Origin of the sequence: Ensifer sp. KUDG1, from assembly GCF_050434285.1 — a bacterium.
In the GTDB taxonomy this organism is placed as follows: Bacteria; Pseudomonadota; Alphaproteobacteria; order Rhizobiales; family Rhizobiaceae; genus Ensifer.
Genome location: NZ_JBNDIG010000007.1, coordinates 170,796 through 188,168, shown reverse-complemented (window position 1 = coordinate 188,168; position 17,373 = coordinate 170,796). Strand labels below are relative to the sequence as shown.

Genomic DNA, 17,373 nt, shown 5'->3' with positions numbered 1-17,373 from the left:
CAGGCGTGCGTGGTCTCTAGACAAGGAGAGAGACATGCCAGTGAACCCTGAAGAGACGACGCGCATCGAGGCGTTGGGCGCCCAGCCGCAGGGGAGGGCGAGCGACTACCTGTCGCTGGCCCGGTTCGACCATGTCACCAAGCATGTCTTCATCCTGCCGGGGCTGATCCTCGCCTGTGCCCTCAGCGAGCCCGATCCGGCGGCTCTGGTCATCAACATTCCCGTGGGGCTTCTGAGCGCGGTCTCGATCGCATCGGCCAATTACGTCATCAACGAGTGGCTCGACCGGGAGCGCGACGCGGCCCATCCGACCAAGTCGCAGCGTCGTGCCGTCGTCGTCGAGATGCAGCCGCGCATCGTCTACGGCGAATATCTGCTGCTTGCCGCTATCGGACTGCTGCTTGCGTCGGTGATCGGCAAGGTGTTCTTCGCCACGTCGCTGCTCTTCCTGCTGTCCGGCATTCTCTACAACGTCGAGCCGATCCGGGCGAAGGACAAGCCCTATCTCGATGTGCTGACGGAGTGCCTCAACAACCCGATCCGCTTCCTGCTCGGCTGGGCGATCGTCGATCAGGTGACCTTGCCGCCGGTCAGCGTGCTTGCGGCCTACTGGATGGCCGGCGCCTTCCTGATGGCGGCCAAGCGGCTCGGGGAATATCGCGACATCGCGGCGAATGCCGGGGTCGCGGTCCTGAAGAAATACAGGCGGTCGTTCGAGTACTACACCGAGGAGAGCCTGACCGTTTCCTGTTTCGTCTACGCGATGATGACGGCTTTTCTGCTCGGCGTTTTCCTGGTGAAGTACCGGGTGGAATACATCCTCGTCTTTCCGTTCATCAGCGGCCTCTTCGCCGTCTATCTCTGGCTTGCCACGCGCCCCGGATCGGTGGTGCAGCGGCCGGAAAGGCTGTTTCATTCGCGCCGGCTGGACGTCATGCTGACCTTGACTGTCGTCGTCTTCCTGTTCGCGAGTTTCGTCAACGTGCCGATGCTGGACTTCATGGCCGCCCCGTTCCTCGTACCGATCTCGTCGCTGCAATGACGGGATCGGAGTTGCCCAACGGAGCTTTGCATTGGGATCGGTTACGCCTCGTCGTGTTCGATCTCGACGGGACGCTATACGACCAGCGGCGGCTGCGGGCACGCATGTTGATACGGCTTGTTGCAGACGCGGCGCGCAGGTGCAGCCTTGGCACCATCCGCATCCTGCGCGCCTTTCGCGACTGCCGGGAGGAACTGGGCGATGCGTTGGCGACCGATGTGGCCGAGCGGCAATACGAACTGACCGCGGATCGGTGCGGGCGGTCGCCGGAGACCGTCAGGAAAACCGTCGAGGAATGGATCGAACGGCGTCCGCTCGATCTCCTTCCGGCTTGCCGGTGCTACGGTATCGAGCGGGTCTTTGCCGGCCTTGCAGCCCAGGGAAAGACGATTGCCGTTTTGTCTGACTATCCGGCTTCGGAGAAACTGAAGGCGCTTGGCCTTGGCGCCAGCATTGTCGTCTCCGCCATGGATCCCGAAGTCGGCGTTCTGAAGCCGCATCCGGCCGGTCTTGCCCATGTGCTTGCCTGTGCGCAGGTGCCGGCGGAGCAGGCGATCATGATCGGCGACCGGGTGGAGCGCGATTGGGCCGTGGCGCAGAGCCACGGCATGCGGGCGCTCATCCGCAGCGCAAGGCCGATCGCCGGCGTCGATACGTTTCGCAGTTATGACGACGAGATCTTCTGGCCGGTGACGGAGCCGCTGCCGATGGGCGCGCCGGCTCCAGCGCCCCGCTCGCTCACGATATCATCTTGAGCAGCCAGAGCGCGCCCTGTTTGAGTGGGGCGCGGTGCGGGCTCTTTGCGGTGATGGCGGAGGCGACCTTCGCGCTCTGCCGATACCAGTCGTAGCTCTCCTGCAGCATGGCTTCGTTGGAGTATTTCGGCCGCCAGCCCATGGCAAGCAGAGGCTCGACGTCGAAGTAGCATTCCTTGTGGTAGGTAAGATAGTGCCACGGCACCAGCGGCGAGACCCTCAGCCAATGCAGCGCCCGGAGCGTGTTGATGGTGGCGGCAGTCGGCAGGCTCCGGACCTTCGAAGTGCTGCCGGCATAGCGGATCAGGGCCTCCAGGTCGTGACGCAACGTGCCGAAGCGGTCGGTGCCGACATTGTAGGTGCCGCTCCGGCCGGCCTTCAGCGCCAGCATGTAGAAATCCATGAGATCATGGGCGTGGACGAACTGGAACTTGATGTTGCCGGATCCGATGACATAGACGGCGCGGTTTTCGCTGATCCACTCGAAGAGGATCTGGAAGATGCCGAGCCGGCCGCCGCCAAGGGTCGCCCGGGGGCGGATGGTGATCAGGGTCATATCGGCGGCCGCGCAGATGGCTTCGGCGACCTCTTCGCCGGCGCGCTTCGATTTGCCATAGGGCTCCACCGGACGAAGCGGGGTCGCCGCGGTAATCGGGCCGGACGGCGGGATGCCGTAGGCGGCGGTCGAGCTGACATGGATCAGCGATCGGACGCCCGCGCTTGCGGCTTCCTCGCAGACGATGCGGGTCCCCTCGACATTGACGTTCCAGTAGTCGCGCCCCGCATCCGTCTGCGCCACCAGCGCCGCATTGTGGTGAACGACGTCGACGTCGCGCATGGCGGCGCGCACGCCGTCGCGGTCGAGCACGGAGCAATTGACGAACTCGATATCGGCCGGGCGGGAGCGATCCTCCCAGAGGTCGAGCACCCGCACCTCGTCGCCGTGTTCGCGCAACCGTCGTGCTGCGAGGTTGCCGATGAAACCCGATCCGCCGGTAATCAAATGTCGCATGTGTCCCTCCAGCCCCTGTCTGCGGGAATAGTCCGATCAGATCGCCCGATCCTCGAGCGCGCGTGTGATGTTGCGATGCGCGACGGCCATCACCGTTCCTTGCGGATTGACGACCGTCGGGCCGCACAGAAGCGAAGCGTCGGCGATGTAGAGATTGTTGGCGCCATGCACGCGCCCGAACGAACTCGCCGCGCATTTTTCGGCATCCTCGCCCATCGGGCAGGAGGAGAAGAGGTGAAGTGCGGTGGCGTTTGCCTGCTTGGGAGGAAGCGTTTCGGGAAGCTTGGCGATATCGGCCAGCGATTTCAGCACGGGATAGCCCGGAATGCTCGGATAGACCGCAAGGGCGCCGGCGGCAAAGAGAACCTCCGCGAGGCGTGCGAGGCCGACGGCCAGCTCCTTCAGATCCGAGGGCTGAAGGCCGATCCGCACCAGGGGATCGCGAAAGCCGGGCAGGGATCTCACCTTGCCGGATCCGCCGGTGCTTTGCACGTAGTAGATCGCCATGCGCCGCCAGTCCTGGTCGACCGCGTCGATCATCTCCGGATGCGCCGCCATGGCAAGCGCCAGTGCCGGCCGCTTGCTCATCGAGCAGCCCATGCTGAAGCGTGGGTCGAATTCCTTGATCTGGTGGACGGGCTCGAGTTCGCCAGGGGTGTTGAGCTCGTCGGGGAAGACCGCCACCACCTTCAGCATCGGATGGAAGCGCAGGCTGTCGCCGACGTGGCGGGTGATGCCGGAGCGGCGCAGCAGCCACGGGGTCTGCACCGCGCCGCCGGCAACGAAGACGGTTTTTGCCTTCAGCTCGATCTGGCGTGTGCCTCCCGCCCCCTTGCTGCGCGCATGCACCGTCCACTGCCCGTTCGCATGGGTAAGCCTGGTTGCGCAGGTATCGGCCAGCAGCATGCCGCCGGCATCAAGAAAGCGCGGCACGAAGGTTGCCGACATCGATTGCTTGCGGCCCGGAGATCCGCCGGCCCCGGCGGCGGCGTAGGCATAGAGGCGCGGCACTTCGAGGGAAGACCAGCCGAGCCGCTGCGCACCCTCGTCGAGCCGCGTCGACAGCTGCGGCGCAGGGCCGGGCAGGTATTCGACCCTGGCGACCGCCTCGCAGGCGTCGAAATGCGGGGTCAGATCTTCGAGTGTCAGCGCATCGACCCGATAGTCGCTTATCCAGCGGTCGAGCACCGCCTGCGGCGTGCGGTGGTAGAGGCCGCGGTTGATCTCGCTGCCACCGCCGACGCAGCAGCCTTCGACATAGGCGATCTTGGTAGCGCCGAAGCCGATGTTGATGCCGGCGTTGCGGTACTTCTGAAGGATTTCCTCGCGGGAGAAATGCGGCGCGGACTCAAGCGCCAGATGCGGACCTTCCTCGATCATCAGCACGGACTTGCCCGCTTCCGCACAGCGGGTGGCGGTCACCGCGCCGCCCGGGCCGGAGCCGATGACAATGATGTCGGGGGCGAGCCTCTCAGGGGCCAGCCGGCGCTCCGGTTGCGACAGGTTCATGCTGGTAGTCCTGGCCGTAAAGGTCTGAGTAAATACAGAATAATGCCAATGACATATGGAACTCGACGAAACGCCGCCGGAACTCGAGGCGGGATTGCCGCCATTTGTCGAGTTCGGTCAGCCGATCGTCGAGCGAAAGCTGATGAAAGAACTTGCCTCTGCGCAGCAGCGGCCAGGCATTGAAAAGAAGCACGAGACTATGGAAGGGCGGGCGCAGATAGTCGGGCATCTGACGATGAACTTTCAGCAGGAACTCTGCCGCACGGACGCCCAGGGCGCCGCGGCTGTCATCGGTCGCGCCGCGTTCATGGGCGATCGTCTCGCCGAGCGCCAGGATGGCCTGCTGAAAGTGCTGCGACATTGCCCGAGCCCCGTTATCAAGCCGACCCCTCGTAAGGAGCCTGACGCTGTTTTGATGAATACGGTTGTCTGCTCTTTACTGCCTGTATTTCTAGCTGCTCTTATAAGCAAAAGCTACTAAAACGTTGTTTTCGGCCAGACGACGACCGTCTGTGCGCCAGTCGCCGGACGTCGCTCTATGCGAAAGGCACGGGATGAGACGCCTTCTGGATATGAGTTTTGTTCGCTATTTCGCCTGCGGCTGCATCGCGGCGAGCCTGCAGGTGGCCACGCTGGCCGTGCTGGTCGAGACGGCGCGGCTCGAACCGGTCTATGCGTCCACCATCGCCTTCTACTTTGCCGTCGTCGTCAACTATTGCCTGCAGCGGCGCTTTACCTTCCGATCTGACGAACCGCACCTGAAGGCGCTGCCGAAGTTCTTGGCGGTATCGACCTTTGGCGCCGGAATAAACGCAGTTGCCTTCCTGCTGCTATCGGCCGTCATGCACTATGTCGTTGCCCAGGCGCTGGCGCTGCTCCTGGTCTTTTCGGTGAACTATGCGCTGAGCCGGACGCTGATTTTTCGCACTCGCAGTGCTGGCGAAGCGGGCGGCACGGAGCCGGCCCGTGCGGCGGGGCGAGCCTCATCGGGCAAATAGAAACGCCGCGCCCGGGGGCGCGGCGTCGTTGAGAGTGTGGTCTTGCGCGATGAAGCCGACCGCTTGGCCTACGCCACCTGCATGGCGCCGGGGCCGGGGATGGCCTTGGGCGGTACCTTGCCCATGATGATCATGCCGAGCACCTCGTCCTTGGTGACGTCCTCGGTGCGGGCCTGGCCGACGACCTGGCCGTTCTTCATGACCGACACGCGGTCGGCGAGGTCGAAGACGTCGTGGATGTCGTGGCTGATTAGGAAGATGCCGATGCCTTCGCGCTTCAGCTGCTTGATGAGATCGCCGACCTGGGCGGTCTCCTGCGGCCCAAGGGCTGCCGTCGGCTCGTCCATGATCAGGATGCGGGCGTCGAAGAGGATCGCGCGGGCGATCGCCACCGATTGCCGCTGGCCGCCCGAAAGCGCCTTCACCGGCTCCTTGAAGCGCTGGAAGTTGGGGTTGAGGCGCCCCATGACTTCGCGGGCCTTGGCCTCCATCGCCACGTCGTCGAGCGTGCCCCACGGCGTGCGCAGTTCACGGCCGAGGTAGAGGTTGGCGGCGGCGTCGACGTTGTCGGCGACGGCGAGCGTCTGGTAGATCGTCTCGATGCCGTATTTCTTGGCGTCGCGCGGGTTGTTGATGTCGGCGGCCTCGCCGTTGATCAGGATCTCGCCGGCATCGCGCTTGTAGGCGCCCGAGAGGATCTTGATCAGGGTCGACTTGCCGGCGCCGTTGTGGCCAAGCAGGGCCACGACTTCGCCGGGGTAGAGATCGACGGAGGCGTTGTCCACCGCGTGGATGCCGCCGAAGGAGATGGAAATGTTCTTCATTTCCACAAGCGGAGTGCGTTGGTCTTTCATGGATCGTACTCCTTACTTGGCGCGGGCGCGGTAGACGGTGTCGAGCCAGACGGCGACGACGAGGACCACGCCGACGACGATGCGCTGGAACGGACTGTCGATCCCCAGGAGCACCATGCCCGACTGCAGGGATTGCATGACGAGCGCACCGATCATGGCGCCGGCGATCGTGCCGACGCCGCCGGCAAGCGAGGTGCCGCCGATGACGGCTGCGGCGATCGTATAGAGCTCGTCGAGTTCGCCCTGCGCGTTGGTCGCCGCATTGAGGCGAGCGGTCGAGATCGCCGCGGCGATGGCGCAGAGGATGCCCATCAGCGTGAAGATCTTGACGGTAACCCAGCGGGTCTTGATGCCGGCGAGTTCGGCCGCCTCGGGGTTGCCGCCGAGTGCAAAGACATAGCGGCCGAAACGCAGGCGGGTGGCGATGAAGGTCATGACGATGCCGACGGCGATCGCCATCAGCACCGGAATGGCAATGCCGTGCGAGATCATGAGGCCGCCGTCCGGCCAGGCGATGCCGTTGGCGTCGGCATATTTGCGGGCGATGTTGGTCGGCCAGTAGTAGCTGTTGGCGACAGTGATCGCGCCGAGCACCAGGATACAGCCGAGGATCGCCAGGAAGTACTCCGCCCAGACCGGGCGCAGCGGGAAGCGGAAGCGCTTGCGCTGCTTGCGCGAATTGAGGATGGCGGCAACGATGGCGATGCAGGCGAGGATGCCGACGATCCAGCTGGCCGTTGCGCCGATCGAGCCTTCTGTGCCGCCGCCCATCAGGCGGAAGGTGGCGTTCATTGGTGCGACCGTCTGGCCGCTGGTGACGAACCAGGTGGCGCCGCGCCAGACGAGCAGGCCGCCGAGCGTGACGATGAAGGCGGGCACATTGAGGAAGGCGACGATCGAGCCCTGCAGCGCGCCGATGGCGGCACCGACGGCGATGCCGCTCAGAAGGGTGATGATCCAGATGGCCGGGTGTTCGAGGCCGAGATATTGCGGCAGGAACTTCGCCTGCATGACCCCCATGACCATGCCGCAGAAGCCGAGCACGGAGCCGACGGAGAGGTCGATGTTGCGGGTGACGATGATCAGCACCATGCCGGTCGCCATCACGGCGACAGAAGAGGTCTGAACCGTCAGGTTCCAAAGGTTGCGTGGCGTCAGGAACAGCCCGCCGGTCATGATCTGGAAGCCGACCCAGATGATGACGAGTGCGCCGACCATGCCGAGCAGCCGGGTGTCGATCTCGGTGGCGCGGAAGAAACGTTTTACCGGGTTCTCGTCCGCTGTACGGGCGCGATTTGTCTGTGCGCCCTTTGTGTTGCCTTGTGTGATGTCGGCCATGGACGTGCCTTCCCCCCACTTATGTTGTTGATGTCATCGCGTCAGAGGCACCAAGAGCCCCAAATGGACGCGACAAGTCCGGTGCGACGGCAGAAACCGAGCCTGCGTGCTGATTGTTGCGGTCGCGGAAGCGGTATTGTCCGCCGCGTCCGCACCTTGCGCAAGCGCCGCAACGGGTTGCGTTGCGGCGCTTGTCTTTTGTCAGCGCTCAGTTCTGCTGGTGCGGCTTATTTGCAGGCCGCGACGTCGCCCTTGACGCCCTGGCAGGCTTCAGCCTTGGAGATCCAGCCCGCGTCGATGACGACGTTCAGGTTGTCCTTGGTGATCGGCAGGGGAGCCAGGAAGACCGACTGCATGGCGACGCCCTTCGGGCCGCCGTTGAAGGTGGTGACGCCAGAGACTTCTTCCATCTTCTTGCCGCCGGCAAGTTCGACGGCGACTTCTGCGGCGCGCTTGCCGAGTTCACGGCTGTCCTTCCAGACCGAAACGGTCTGCGTGCCGAGCGCAACGCGGTTCAGAGCCGCCTTGTCTGCGTCCTGGCCGGAGACCGGAACGGAGCCGGCCAACCCTTGAGCGTCGAGGGCAGCGATTGCGCCGCCCGCGGTGCCGTCGTTGGAGGCGACGACCGCATCGACCTTGTTGTCGTTGGCGGTCAGGAACTGCTCCATGTTCTTCTGGGCGTTTTCAGGCTTCCAGCCGTCGGTATAGGCTTCGCCGACATTCTTGATCTTGCCGGCGTCGACGGCTTCCTTCAGCACTTCCATCTGTCCGGAGAAGAGGAAGTCGGCGTTCGGGTCGGAAGACGAGCCCTTGATGAAGACGTAGTTGCCTTCCGGCTTCACCTTGAACACTTCGCGGGCCTGCATGCGACCCACTTCCTTGTTGTCGAAGGTGATGTAGAAGGCCGCCGGGTTTTCGATCAGGCGGTCGTAGCCGACGACCGGAATGCCTTCGGCAGCGGCCTTTTCGATTGCCGGGCCGATGGCGTCGCTGTCCTGGGCAAGCACGATCAGTGCGTTGGCGCCCTGGGCGATCAGCGATTCGATGTCGGTCAGCTGCTTGGCGGCGGACGACTGTGCGTCAGCGGAGATGTACTTGTCGCCCGAGGCTTCGAGGGCTGCCTTGATGGCGGCTTCGTCGGTTTTCCAGCGCTCTTCCTGGAAGTTGGACCAGGAAACGCCGACGACCAGGTCCTTTGCCTGGGCAACGGAATGCAGGGAAACGATGACGGCAACGCCTGCCATCAGCTTCAAAACGGATTTCATTTCATCCTCCCGAGTGAGGGCCGGCCGAGCGTGCGAACCTCCCGCACCATCCTCTGCCAGCCTTAGACGCTGTCGTAGATCGTGCCGCTACACCGTGCGGAATTATTTTCTCGACAGTCGAGAAAATGAATGTCATGGATTTTTGAGGCTGTCAACACGGCGTGAAAGCGTCGGTTGCGGCATCAACAAGGTGCTCCGCGAGCGGTCGTGTCCGATGTTTCTCGACCGTCCCGAAAATCGGTGCCACAAGGCTGTCGACAAGGTGTTCGGCGCCTTGTCTTGCCGGTCAACAGATGCTTTGGGAGGGGCATGTGTTCGAAGGATCCGCCACTGACAGGGACGTCTCATGCTGACCAAGTCCAGCACTGAGCTCGTGCGTCAGCAAAACAGCGCGTTGGTCCTTGCAGCGCTCCGGCGCGCCGGCAATCTTTCCCATACGGAAATCTCTTCCGAGACCGGGCTTGCCTCGGCGACTGTGTCGGCGATCACGGCCGAACTGGAGAAGGCGGGCGTGCTCGCCAAGGCGGAGCAGCAGGTCCAGGGCGGGCGCGGGCGGCCACGGGTGCTGTTCACGCCACGCCGCGATCACGGCCACCTGATCGTCGTCCGGATCTCGTCCGACATCGTGCAATATTCGCTGGTCGATTACGGCGGTACGTTGCTCGACCGCTTCGACGAAACCCGAAACCACGATGAGCGCGGTACCGCCCCTTTCGCCCGGGCATTCGTCGATGCGCTCGAGCGCCTGTTGCAACGGTCGAGACTGGAGCGCAGCCAGGTGCTGGCTGTCTCGATCAGCAGCAAGGGCCTGGTGGACGGCGCGTCCGCGCGGCTCCTGTGGTCGCCGGTGTTCGGACGGGAGGAGCTCGATTTCGCCGCGCTGCTCGCGCCGGACTGGCGGGCGAAGGTTATGCTCAGCAACGAAACCCTTCTGGTCGCGCAGGCACTCGCCGCCCAGGCCGAGCGCAAGCCGGAGAGCGGCTTTAGGGCGCTTGCGGCGATCTCGCTCGGGCACAGCATCGGGCTCGGGGTCGCGCGCAAGAGCCAGAGCGGCGAGATGGATGTCAGCGCGCCGAATTTCGGCCACATGCTGCACATGCCGTCGGCGGGCCTTTGCCGCTGCGGCGCCTATGGTTGCATCGAGGCGGCCGCCGGCTTCTACGGCATCCTGCGCGCGGCCTTCGAAGTGCCGGCCGATACCATTCCCGCCAAGTTCGTACCGGTAACGGAACTCGACAAGATTGCCGCCAGCGCACGGCAGGGCCACCGCATGGCCGGCTATGCCTTTCGCCAGGCGGGCATCGCGCTCGGCAACGGCATTTCGCGCATGTTGAGCCTCTATGAGCGCATGCCCGTCCATGTCACCGGACCGGGCCTCCGCTACTTCGATTTGATGCTGCCGGGGATCGAGGAGGGCCTCGCCCAATCGATGCAGATCCGGCTTCAGGGGGCGCCGGAAATCACGGTCGTTGCCGACGAGCAGCGCCTGGTTTTCGAGGGGCACCTGGCACGGGCGCTCGGCGCGATCGATGGCGATACCGCCAGCGTCGGCGCATCCGCGATGCACGGGTGAGGCGAATTTTCGGCGCAACCATTTTTGGGGTTGTGTCGAAGGTGAACAATTCCAGCGATGCAATTTACAGTTATTTAGCGACTCCTTGTCAAGGTGAGCCTGACGCGGGAGACGATTATGTTTTCAGTGATTGCATGCATACGCGACGATCATGACTGGCGCCTCACCCTGGCTGCCGCGATCGTCTGCCTGGCAGGCAGCGTCGCGACGATGCTGCTCCTGTTGCGCGCGCAGCGAAGCGAAGGCAGCCAACGCGGTTTGTGGATCGCGGCCAGCGGCTTTGCCTGCGGTATCGGCGTCTGGTCCACCCATTTCATCGCCATGCTCGCCTATGATGGCGGCGTTCCCGTCGCCTATGGCGCCTGGGGCACGCTCCTCTCGGTGGCCGTGGCGATCGCAGCGTCCTGGCTCGCCTTTGCGATCGGCCTCGGCGGGCGCTCGCATCTTTCGATGACCTGCGGCGGCCTGCTGCTCGGCGCCGGCATTGCGGCGATGCACTTTACCGGCATGCGGGCGATCGAGATCCAGGGGCATATTTCTTACGATCCCGAAATGACGGTCTCCGCCGTGCTCGCCGGGACGATGCTGGCCGGGGCCGCGCTCTACGCCTTTCAGCTCTTGCGTGGCGTGCGGCGCATGGTCGTCGCGTCGCTGCTTCTGGTCGTCGGCATCTGTGCGCTGCATTTCACCTCGATGAGCGGCATCACGCTGGTGCCCGAGGCCAATGTCGCCGTTGCCGAGACCATCCATCCCGCCTGGCTTGCGGGCGGCGTCATTGCCGCTTCGACCACCTTGATCGTGCTCGCCTTCGGCGCGCTCTTTCTCGACCGGCACCTGACGGATCTGCGCGGGCTCGCCAATGCATCGCTTGAAGGGATGGCGATCGTCTTCGATGGCGTGATCGTGGACGCCAACGAACGCTTCGCAGGGCTGACGGGCCGCAAGCTGTCGGAACTCTCCAGGCGGTCTCCGGCGGATATCTTCGTTTTCGGCGAAGAGGGATTGGACGCCCACAGGCACGGCGATGGTCCGGGCGAAATCGATCTTCTGAACGCGGAAGGCCGCACCATTCCGGTGGAGTTCATGTGCCGGACGATCGAATATCGCGGCCGGGAATGCGACGTTATCTTCGTGCGCGACCTTAGGGCGCGCAAAGAAGCCGAGCGCACGATCGAACATCTCGCCCATCATGACGCGCTGACGGATCTGCCGAACCGCGCCTTCTTCGACCGCAGGCTGGCCCAGACGCTGGCGGCGGCGGCTGCGAGAAACGAGGAACTGGCGATCCTCTGCCTCGACCTCGACCGCTTCAAGGCGGTCAACGACATCTTCGGCCACGGCGAGGGCGACCGCATCCTGAAGAAGGTCGCCGATATCCTGCGGGCGGCCGTCGGCGAGCAGGATACGATCGCCCGGCTCGGCGGCGACGAGTTTGCGATCATCCAGGTGGGCGGCAGGGAGCCGGAAGCGGCGCGGCAGCTGACGGACCGGATCCTGGCGCTGTTTGCCGCCGAGATGGACACCAATCGCGACCCGACCGCCGTCGGCGTCAGCATCGGGGCTGCGATCTTTCCGGCCGACGGGCAAACGGCGGACCAGTTGCGCAACAATGCCGACACGGCGCTCTACCGCGCCAAGCAGAGCGGCAAGGGCATCGCCTGCTTTTTCGACCGGGAGATGGACGAGGCAGTCCGCACCCGCCGCCAGATCGAAAACGACCTGCGCCATGCGGTGCTTCGCCGGCAGTTCTTCCTCGAATACCAGCCGCTGGTCGAGGTCCAGAGCGACAGGGTCATCGGCTATGAGGCGCTTCTGCGCTGGGAGCACCCGCAGCGCGGGTTGATTGGCCCGGATGTCTTCATCCCGATCGCCGAGGAGAGCGGTTCGATCATCCAGATCGGCGAATGGGTGCTGGAGCAGGCCTGCACGGAAGCGGCGAAGTGGAACGAACCCCTGCCGATTTCCGTCAACATTTCGCCCGTGCAGTTCCTGTTGCCCAATCTTTTTGACCAGGTTGCGAACATCCTGCGCCGCACCGGCCTTGATCCCTGGCGGCTCGAGCTCGAGATCACCGAGGCGGCGCTGATGCACAATCGCGAGGATGTGCTGGCGGTTCTGGTGCGCCTGCGGGTGCTTGGCGTGCGGATCGTCATGGACGATTTCGGCACCGGCCATTCGTCGCTCAGCAACCTGCAGACCTTCCCCTTCGACAAGCTGAAGATCGATTGCAGCTTCACCGCGGCGCTGGAAAAGGACCCTTCGGCACAGGCGATCGTCCGGGCGATCATCGCGCTTGGCCACAGCCTCAGGCTTGCGGTGGTCACCGAGGGCGTCGAAACCGAACGGCAAAGACAGATCCTTGCGGAGGAGGGCTGCCTGCAGATACAGGGCTTCCTCTCCGGCAGGCCGGGGGCTGCCCCCAGTACCGGCCAGGAAACCGCGCGCTGGGAGAAGGTACCGGCGCGCGCCGACGGCTGAAGCGGCTACGACCGGGCAGCATGGCCACGAAAAAAAAGGCCGGGCATAGGGTGCCCGGCCTTTTCAGTTAATCGTGACGAAGGCTCAGGCGACGCTGATCTGGCGCTTCTCGACGACCGACTTCACAGCCGCATCGGCAAGTGCGAGGGCCGCGAGGCCGTCCTTGCCCGATGGCGTGATTTCCGCGCCCTTTTCGATTGCGGCGATGAAGCTCTCGATCTCGTTGGCATAGGCTTCGGTGTAGCGGGTCATGAAGAAATCGTGCAGCGGCGGGCGGGTGTAACCGTCGCCATTGGCGATCTCGATCGAGACCGGGCGCTGGTTCTCGGCCGAAGCCACGCCCTTCGAACCGTGCACTTCGATGCGCTGGTCGTAGCCGTAGGTGGCGCGACGGGAATTGGAGATGATCGCCTGCTTGCCGGACGCCGTCTGCAGGATAACCGAGACGCTGTCATAGTCGCCGGCTTCGCCGATCGCCTTGTCGACGAGAACGGCGGCGGTTGCCGTCACTGAGACCGGCTCTTCGCCGAGCAGGAAGCGGGCCATGTCGAAGTCGTGGATGGTCATGTCGCGGAAGATGCCGCCCGAACGCTTGATATAGTCGACCGGCGGGGCGCCCGGATCGCGCGAGGTGATCGTCACCATTTCGACATCGCCGATCTTGCCGGCGTCGATCGCCTTCTTCACGGCCATGAAATGCGGGTCGAAGCGGCGGTTGAAGCCGACCATCAGCTTGGCCTTGGTCTCGCTCACGACCTTGAGGCAGGCCTTCACGCGCTCGGCGTCGAGATCGACGGGCTTCTCGCAGAAGATCGCCTTGCCGGCGCGGGCGAAGCGTTCGATCAGGTCGGCATGGGTATCGGTCGGCGTGCAGATGACGACGGCGTCGATGTCCTTCGCCGCTTCGATCGCTTCGATGGTGCGGACCTCGCAGCCATACTGCTTGGCGATGGCATCGGCGGCGGCGGGGAAGGCATCGGCGACGGCAACAAGCACAGCGTCGGGATTGCCGCTGACGGCTTTCGCATGAACCTTGCCGATGCGGCCGGCGCCCAGAAGACCAAATCTGACTGTCATCTCTGTTTCTCTCGAATTCCGGTTCGCGACCGGGAAGGGGCGTGATGATCGGCGCTCATCGCGCAAAGGCGCCGCGGAACGCTGCTTCCGCGAATGGTTTGGAGAATTGCCACGAAAGACCGCGCGTTGGAACGCTGCGCTCAGCACCTCTCCCTTGATACCTCCATTTCCACTCGGTCACTTCTTTATTTGGAATGAAGTCGCCGATGTAGATTATTTCGGAATTTTTATTCCATTTTTATTGTGTCCGTCAAGGGGAGTCGGAGGCCATGGCCTTGCCGTCCGCGACGAATTTCCCCTAAATGGGACGCACGCGACAAGGCCACCAGAGGACAGAATGCTCAAATTCATCGACCCGGACCATCCCTTCTACCGCCCACTGTGGATCCGTCTGCTGATCGTGGGCTTCTGCGGCGTCTGGACAGTGGTCGAGTTCCTGGGCGAGCAAACGATGTGGGGGATGATTTTCCTCGCGGTCACCGCCTATGCCTCGGCGGCGCTCTTGGTTTTCTACAAGCCGAGTGAGAAGGGCGTCGAGAAAGCTGGGGACGAGGGGCAAGGCAAGGGCGACGGGAGCGACACTGCCGGCTGAGGTTCACGGCGCCGGGTTGATGGCGCGCATCTGCTTTGCGGCTTCGTCGATCAGCATGTTGGCGAGCTTCATGCGCACGGTGGCATTGGCGCGGAAAGCGGCCGGCAGACGGTCCGGATGGTTCAGGGCCGCGAAGGCCCGCCGTTTTGCCGCAAGGGTCATCTGCGTTTCGCCGTCGACAAGCGCCAGTTCCTCGGCCACGTCTGCAAGCGTCGTACGGCTAAGATAATCCGGCATGACCGGTGGAGGCGGTGGCTCCACGAAGGACGCATCGAGATAGGCGCGCTCGACGGCGCCGAAGGCAGCCGAGTGGGCGCTTTCGGCCGCAAAGGTGTTGTCGAATGCCGGGGCATAAGGCGTGGCGACACGCGTCGCTTCGGCCGGTGCCGGTTCGATATCCTCTTCCGATTTCAGCCGCTCGAGCACCGACTGAAAGACTGACATTCCAAACATGACGTCTCCGATCACCGTGCAAAATGACAGGCGGATATTATCCCGGGCTGATCAGCGTGATCATGCCCGGGCTGATCAGGCGCGGCCCTGCTTGAGGATCAGGTCGTAGAGCAGCTTGGCGCTCGGCGGCAGCGCGCGTCCCTCGGCAGTGATCAGCCCATAGGGTTTGATTCGGATCGGGATTTCGGTCTTCAGGATGCGGATTTCGCCGGCCGGCGTGCCGTTGCCGGCAATCAGGTTGGCGACGTCGAGCGCCACAGGTGCAATTGCGTTGGTGTTGCGCACCATCGACAGCGTCAGGATGATCGAGGAGGTGTTGATCACCGTCGCCGGCAGTCTCACCCCGGCCGCCACGAAACTGTCTTCGACCGCGCGTCTCAGAAGGGTGCCGGGCGGCTGGAATACCCAGTCATAGGAGGGCAGGTCCTCGGCGACGACCATGGGCTTGTCGAGCAGCGGATGGCCGTCGCGCACGATCAGGCAAACCTCCTCGTAGCCGATCTCTACCATGTTGAAGAGCCGCGGCGGCTGGTCGTCGGGGATGCGGCCGATGATGAAATCGTGGCGGGCGGCGAGCAGTTCCCTTGCCAGCACGTTGCTGTTTTCGATCTGGACGTTGATCTCGATGCCGGGATAGGCGGTCATCACCTGGCGGATGGCGGGCACCGCGAGATTGAGCGCCGGGCCTGTGACAGAGCCGAGCGAGACCGAACCGCCGCTGCCGGTCTTCAGCTCGTTGATCTCGCGCGATGCCTCCCGCAGCTCCAGAAAGATGCTGCGCGCACGCCGCGCCAGCGCTTCGCCATAGGGCGTCAACAGGACGCCGCGCGCCACGCGTTCGCAGACCGGCGCCTTCAGCATGGTCTCGATTTCCGAGAGCATGCGCGATGCTGCCGGTTGCGAGATGCCGAGGGCGTCGGCGGCGGCGCTGATACGGCGGTGATCGTCGATCGCGAGAATCAGGCGGAGGTGGCTGATCTTCAGGCCCGAGCGGAAAAGCGTCGAATCGACGAGTTCGCCGGCGGTGCTCGGTTTCTGATCGCGCATTTCAACCTCTGCGTTTTTTTATTTGGTTTTCAGGGATTTTCAAAAATCACACTGTTTACGCTCGATATATCATTTTTGGTATGTATTCAAAGCAATATTGTATTTGACAGTTATATGGTTTCATTCCAGTTTTTGCTTATGTGCCAGCGCATGTAGGAGCATGCGAGGCGGGGAGGCCTCTCCTTCACCTTGACCGCAGCCGGAGACGAAGATCTCGGGCGGCGGATTGCTGCGCATAGACGGAAAGGCTCTCGCCTGCCGGCTTCAACTTTTTTGGGAGAGAACTGATGAAATTGATGACTTCGCTTCTCGCAGCCGCCGCGATTTCGATCGCGTCCTTCGCTGCACCGGCATTTGCGCAGGACAAGGGCACGGTCGGCATTTCCATGCCGACGAAGACGTCGACCCGCTGGATTTCCGACGGCGAGACCATGGAGAAGCTGTTCAAGGAAGCGGGCTACACGCCGGACCTGCAGTTTGCTGATGACGACATCCCGAACCAGCTTGCCCAGATCGAAAACATGGTGACCAAGGGTGCCAAGGTTCTCGTCATCGGCGCCATCGACGGCACGACGCTCTCCGACATCCTGCAGAAGGCGCACGACGCCGGCGTCAAGGTCATCGCCTATGACCGCCTGATCCGCGACTCGGGCAATGTCGACTACTACGCCACCTTCGACAACTTCCAGGTCGGCGTGCAGCAGGCAACCTCGCTCGTTCAGGGCCTCAAGCTCGACGGCGCAACCGAGCCGAAGAACATCGAGCTCTTCGGTGGCTCGCCTGACGATAACAACGCCTTCTTCTTCTACGATGGCGCGATGTCGGTCCTGCAGCCGCTGATCGACAGCAAGAAGATCGTCGTCAAGTCCGGCCAGAAGGGCATGGACCAGGTCGGCACGCTGCGTTGGGACGGTGCGGTTGCCCAGGCCCGCATGGAAAACCTGCTGTCGTCGAACTACACCGACGCCAAGGTCGATGGCGTTCTGTCGCCCTATGACGGCCTGTCGATCGGCATCATCTCGGCGCTGAAGGGCGTCGGTTATGGCTCGGGCGACATGGCGATGCCTGCCGTCACCGGTCAGGACGCCGAACTGCCGTCGGTCAAGTCGATCCTTGCCGGCGAACAGTATTCGTCGATCTTCAAGGACACCCGCGAACTCGCCAAGGTCACCGTCGGCATGGTCAACGCGATCATGGAAGGCAAGGAGCCGGAAGTGAACGACACCAAGACCTACGACAACGGCGTCAAGGTCGTACCGTCCTACCTCTTGAAGCCGGTTGCCGTCGACAAGTCCAACATCAAGGACGTGCTGGTTTCCTCCGGTTACTACACCGAAGACCAGATCAACAACTGATCTTTTTGAGCGTGAGGGCCCGTGC

The 17,373-nt window shown here is 63.5% G+C and carries 16 protein-coding genes; 8 read left to right on the top strand and 8 right to left on the bottom strand.

Going from position 1 to position 17,373, the window contains the following annotated elements; translation table 11 throughout:
* The first annotated feature begins 34 nt into the window (after nt 1–34).
* Both M2267_RS18775 and M2267_RS18770 read left to right on the top strand, forming a co-directional pair.
* Nucleotides 35–1,042, top strand: a complete 1,008-nt coding sequence (locus tag M2267_RS18775) for a UbiA family prenyltransferase (protein WP_429116144.1) — start codon at nt 35–37, stop codon at nt 1,040–1,042.
* Entirely contained in the window at nt 1,039–1,797 is a 759-nt protein-coding gene (locus M2267_RS18770) for an HAD family hydrolase (protein ID WP_429116142.1), read from the top strand. Before M2267_RS18775 ends, M2267_RS18770 begins: the two co-directional genes overlap by 4 nt.
* Here the strand turns inward: M2267_RS18770 and M2267_RS18765 are convergent.
* Together M2267_RS18765 and M2267_RS18760 are read right to left on the bottom strand one after the other, a co-directional pair.
* Complete coding sequence (locus tag M2267_RS18765; RefSeq protein ID WP_043611680.1) at nt 1,781–2,809, bottom strand: NAD-dependent epimerase/dehydratase family protein; 1,029 nt, start codon at nt 2,807–2,809, stop codon at nt 1,781–1,783. The two genes, M2267_RS18770 and M2267_RS18765, sit on opposite strands and share 17 nt — an antisense overlap.
* Before the next feature lie 36 nt (nt 2,810–2,845).
* Nucleotides 2,846–4,318 (bottom strand): GMC family oxidoreductase N-terminal domain-containing protein, encoded by a 1,473-nt coding sequence (locus tag M2267_RS18760; protein ID WP_429116139.1) that lies wholly within the window; start codon nt 4,316–4,318, stop codon nt 2,846–2,848.
* 55 nt (nt 4,319–4,373) lie between these two features.
* Between M2267_RS18760 and M2267_RS18755 the strand changes: the two genes are divergently transcribed.
* Nucleotides 4,374–4,799, top strand: coding sequence for a hypothetical protein (locus M2267_RS18755; protein WP_429116137.1), 426 nt, complete (start codon nt 4,374–4,376; stop codon nt 4,797–4,799).
* A 91-nt stretch (nt 4,800–4,890) separates the two neighbouring features.
* Nucleotides 4,891–5,316, top strand: coding sequence for a GtrA family protein (locus M2267_RS18750; protein ID WP_429116136.1), 426 nt, complete (start codon nt 4,891–4,893; stop codon nt 5,314–5,316).
* Nucleotides 5,317–5,384: 68 nt separating this feature from the next.
* Here the strand turns inward: M2267_RS18750 and M2267_RS18745 are convergent, their stop codons facing one another.
* From M2267_RS18745 to xylF, 3 genes are all read right to left on the bottom strand, one after another.
* Nucleotides 5,385–6,170 (bottom strand): ATP-binding cassette domain-containing protein, encoded by a 786-nt coding sequence (locus M2267_RS18745; RefSeq protein ID WP_034793927.1) that lies wholly within the window; start codon nt 6,168–6,170, stop codon nt 5,385–5,387.
* Nucleotides 6,171–6,182: 12 nt separating this feature from the next.
* Entirely contained in the window at nt 6,183–7,508 is a 1,326-nt protein-coding gene (locus tag M2267_RS18740; RefSeq protein WP_429116133.1) for a sugar ABC transporter permease, read from the bottom strand.
* Nucleotides 7,509–7,735: 227 nt separating this feature from the next.
* Nucleotides 7,736–8,773, bottom strand: coding sequence for a D-xylose ABC transporter substrate-binding protein (gene xylF, locus M2267_RS18735; protein ID WP_043611674.1), 1,038 nt, complete (start codon nt 8,771–8,773; stop codon nt 7,736–7,738).
* 346 nt (nt 8,774–9,119) lie between these two features.
* Between xylF and M2267_RS18730 the strand changes: the two genes are divergently transcribed.
* Nucleotides 9,120–10,346 (top strand): ROK family transcriptional regulator, encoded by a 1,227-nt coding sequence (locus M2267_RS18730; protein ID WP_429116131.1) that lies wholly within the window; start codon nt 9,120–9,122, stop codon nt 10,344–10,346.
* 117 nt (nt 10,347–10,463) lie between these two features.
* Nucleotides 10,464–12,824: a bifunctional diguanylate cyclase/phosphodiesterase gene (locus tag M2267_RS18725; RefSeq protein ID WP_429116129.1), complete on the top strand. Its 2,361-nt coding sequence runs from the start codon at nt 10,464–10,466 to the stop codon at nt 12,822–12,824.
* Nucleotides 12,825–12,908: 84 nt separating this feature from the next.
* Here M2267_RS18725 and iolG read toward each other — a convergent pair whose 3' ends face one another.
* Nucleotides 12,909–13,901 carry an inositol 2-dehydrogenase gene (gene iolG, locus M2267_RS18720; protein WP_034793914.1) on the bottom strand — a complete coding sequence of 331 codons (993 nt, stop codon included), beginning with the start codon at nt 13,899–13,901 and terminating at the stop codon, nt 12,909–12,911.
* 337 nt (nt 13,902–14,238) lie between these two features.
* On the opposite strand from iolG, the gene M2267_RS18715 reads away from it, so the two are divergent.
* On the top strand, nt 14,239–14,493 hold the full coding sequence (locus M2267_RS18715) for a hypothetical protein (RefSeq protein ID WP_429116127.1): 255 nt from the start codon (nt 14,239–14,241) through the stop codon (nt 14,491–14,493).
* 3 nt (nt 14,494–14,496) lie between these two features.
* Here M2267_RS18715 and M2267_RS18710 read toward each other — a convergent pair whose 3' ends face one another.
* Both M2267_RS18710 and M2267_RS18705 read right to left on the bottom strand, forming a co-directional pair.
* Nucleotides 14,497–14,946, bottom strand: coding sequence for a hypothetical protein (locus M2267_RS18710; RefSeq protein WP_429116125.1), 450 nt, complete (start codon nt 14,944–14,946; stop codon nt 14,497–14,499).
* Between the two features lie 75 nt (nt 14,947–15,021).
* Nucleotides 15,022–15,993, bottom strand: coding sequence for a LysR family transcriptional regulator (locus M2267_RS18705; RefSeq protein ID WP_429116123.1), 972 nt, complete (start codon nt 15,991–15,993; stop codon nt 15,022–15,024).
* Between the two features lie 287 nt (nt 15,994–16,280).
* On the opposite strand from M2267_RS18705, the gene chvE reads away from it, so the two are divergent.
* Entirely contained in the window at nt 16,281–17,348 is a 1,068-nt protein-coding gene (gene chvE, locus M2267_RS18700; protein WP_034793892.1) for a multiple monosaccharide ABC transporter substrate-binding protein, read from the top strand.
* The last annotated feature ends 25 nt before the right edge of the window (nt 17,349–17,373 follow it).

Excerpts from the sequence above, each read along its gene's own strand:
- M2267_RS18775 (WP_429116144.1), top strand. The coding sequence starts at position 35 with ATGCCAGTGAACCCTGAAGAGACGACGCGCATCGAGGCGTTGGGCGCC.
- M2267_RS18770 (WP_429116142.1), top strand. The coding sequence starts at position 1,039 with ATGACGGGATCGGAGTTGCCCAACGGAGCTTTGCATTGGGATCGGTTA.
- M2267_RS18765 (WP_043611680.1), bottom strand. The coding sequence starts at position 2,809 with ATGCGACATTTGATTACCGGCGGATCGGGTTTCATCGGCAACCTCGCA.
- M2267_RS18760 (WP_429116139.1), bottom strand. The coding sequence starts at position 4,318 with ATGAACCTGTCGCAACCGGAGCGCCGGCTGGCCCCTGAGAGGCTCGCC.
- M2267_RS18755 (WP_429116137.1), top strand. The coding sequence starts at position 4,374 with ATGGAACTCGACGAAACGCCGCCGGAACTCGAGGCGGGATTGCCGCCA.
- M2267_RS18750 (WP_429116136.1), top strand. The coding sequence starts at position 4,891 with ATGAGTTTTGTTCGCTATTTCGCCTGCGGCTGCATCGCGGCGAGCCTG.
- M2267_RS18745 (WP_034793927.1), bottom strand. The coding sequence starts at position 6,170 with ATGAAAGACCAACGCACTCCGCTTGTGGAAATGAAGAACATTTCCATC.
- M2267_RS18740 (WP_429116133.1), bottom strand. The coding sequence starts at position 7,508 with ATGGCCGACATCACACAAGGCAACACAAAGGGCGCACAGACAAATCGC.
- xylF (WP_043611674.1), bottom strand. The coding sequence starts at position 8,773 with ATGAAATCCGTTTTGAAGCTGATGGCAGGCGTTGCCGTCATCGTTTCC.
- M2267_RS18730 (WP_429116131.1), top strand. The coding sequence starts at position 9,120 with ATGCTGACCAAGTCCAGCACTGAGCTCGTGCGTCAGCAAAACAGCGCG.
- M2267_RS18725 (WP_429116129.1), top strand. The coding sequence starts at position 10,464 with ATGTTTTCAGTGATTGCATGCATACGCGACGATCATGACTGGCGCCTC.
- iolG (WP_034793914.1), bottom strand. The coding sequence starts at position 13,901 with ATGACAGTCAGATTTGGTCTTCTGGGCGCCGGCCGCATCGGCAAGGTT.
- M2267_RS18715 (WP_429116127.1), top strand. The coding sequence starts at position 14,239 with ATGCTCAAATTCATCGACCCGGACCATCCCTTCTACCGCCCACTGTGG.
- M2267_RS18710 (WP_429116125.1), bottom strand. The coding sequence starts at position 14,946 with ATGTTTGGAATGTCAGTCTTTCAGTCGGTGCTCGAGCGGCTGAAATCG.
- M2267_RS18705 (WP_429116123.1), bottom strand. The coding sequence starts at position 15,993 with ATGCGCGATCAGAAACCGAGCACCGCCGGCGAACTCGTCGATTCGACG.
- chvE (WP_034793892.1), top strand. The coding sequence starts at position 16,281 with ATGAAATTGATGACTTCGCTTCTCGCAGCCGCCGCGATTTCGATCGCG.